Origin of the sequence: Brunnivagina elsteri CCALA 953 (genome assembly GCF_002289455.1) — a bacterium.
In the GTDB taxonomy this organism is placed as follows: Bacteria; Cyanobacteriota; Cyanobacteriia; order Cyanobacteriales; family Nostocaceae; genus Brunnivagina; species Brunnivagina elsteri.
Window position 1 is genome coordinate 1 of record NZ_NTFS01000679.1, and the last position, 1952, is coordinate 1952.

Here is a 1952-nt window from a genome sequence, read left to right on the forward strand (position 1 = left end):
ATCCGTTTGAAATTAGCGATCGCTTGTGGGTAAAAAATCATCTTGAAGAAGATGAAGAAAAACTACGGTTTTCAACGTAGACGAGGTTTAGATGCTCTTTCTACTCCGACACAAGCACAATTTTTTCAAAATGCAGAAACTTGGATGACAGGGCAATTTACAGGTGCAGGTGAAGCAATTACTTTGTCGTTTAATGTATTACGAGGATTGTTCATACTTTACCTGGGAATATCGCTAGTTAGGGTGATTCAAGCTGGAAGACAGGATGAAGATTGGGTAAATTTAGCTCGAACACCAATGATTATTTTAATTGCGGTGACGATGGGTGATATTCTGGCAAATTTGATTATTGGAGGTGGAGGAGGGTGAGTAGTGAGTAGTGAATAGTGAGTAGTGAATGGTGAATGGTGAATAGAGGTAAGACTTTTAGGTAAATTTACATGTTTCTGTTTATTTCTACCCACATAATTACCTCTGAAGGGACTATTTATTATTACTACTCACTACTCACCACTCACTACTCACTAATAAAAAGATGGAGGAAAAATCAAAATATCGCAAAGTTAATGTGACTCTTGGAAAGCAACCCAATATCGGACCATTCCCTGCTGACCAATTAATTCCTTGGGCGATAATTTGCGGACTTTCTTACTATTTAGCTCACGGTTTATTGCGACTCAATTGGGTTTGGACTTGTAGTGTTGCATCTTGGGGAATAGCGACTTGGTGGATATTAACAGCTAATGGAGCTTGGAGAGTTTTATCCAAGTTTGTTGCTACCCCTAATTGGATTAGAGTTAGATGTTTGTACCAGCCAGTTGTAGATTCAAAAAAAGGAAGCAAAGTCAAAAAAATGTAGGTTGTTGTGTAAGTGTCAAATCAAAAAGTTGGTAATCGAATTATTGATAATGGAGGGAATAGACTTTCCCTAACACCTATTGAAGATGCATTTTCTCCTTTTTCAATGTTGCAAATAAATCTCCAAGGACGCTCGATTGGTGCTTATCTTCTGCGTAAAGGTGTCGATAATTTTCTAATTCAATTTGGATTTGAATGTGCGGGCATTCATTCAACATTACGTAGCGAACAGATTGACCCCGTGTTTGATGCGATTGAATCAGGATTGAAAGATTTACCCGATGGCGAACGTTTAACCATACACTTAAGTTCGTTTACCAACGATAATTTAAGACAACAGCAACTCAAAGATTTGAGCGATATTGCCCCTAATAAAGAACTGCAATATCTACTAATGGGAGAACGATGTAGAACAGAACAACTAACAATTCAAGGAGTTCGTAAACCAAAAATATTACGTCTTTATTGCACCTACACAATTGAAACCAATAGCACTGGCACAAACGATGCGATTGAGAAAATTCTCTCGAAATTAGAACATTCTTGGAAATCATTTACAGGAGAAATAAACGAACTTCAATTCATAGCCATCGAACGACTTTTACACGCATCTTTCACCGACGGATTTCAATTATGGGAACAACTTTTATCAAACAAAATGGGGCTAGATATCCGCCCTTTAACAGCCGAAAATCTTTGGGAACAACTATGGCAACGATTTAATCAAACACCACCCCGTCCGATTCCCCAACTTTTGACCCTTGATGACAATGGACTACGTGAGGAAATTTACTCAGATGTCTCCCCCGCATCTTTGCTCATGGAGTCAGAATCATCCATTCCCATCGCCGATCGTCGTTGGGTACATCTCCAAGAAAAATACATTGCTGCCCTAACTTTTGCCGATAAACCCGGTGGTTGGGTGGATAAGGAACGACAAATGCGTTATTTATGGGAGGTTTTATCTAGGGAAAGAGTTTATGATACTGAGATTTACTGCCAATTGATGCGAGCGAATGAGACGTTGGTGAAAACTAACATGCAGCGTCTTACAAAACAAGCGAATACATCTGCTGTACTTGCCCAAGATAAAA

Annotated in this window: 1 protein-coding gene and 2 pseudogenes; all 3 read left to right on the forward strand. The window is 38.9% G+C overall.

Translation table 11 applies throughout. The annotated features are described in order from the left end of the window. Positions 1-87: 87 nt before the first annotated feature. A pseudogene (locus CK510_RS29790) lies at positions 88-369 on the forward strand (hypothetical protein); the annotation flags it as partial. A gap of 166 nt (positions 370-535) precedes the next feature. After that, positions 536-859, forward strand: coding sequence for a hypothetical protein (locus CK510_RS29795; RefSeq protein WP_095725045.1), 324 nt, complete (start codon positions 536-538; stop codon positions 857-859). Positions 860-871: 12 nt separating this feature from the next. Then, positions 872-1952 (forward strand): annotated as a pseudogene (locus CK510_RS29800) (hypothetical protein); the annotation flags it as partial.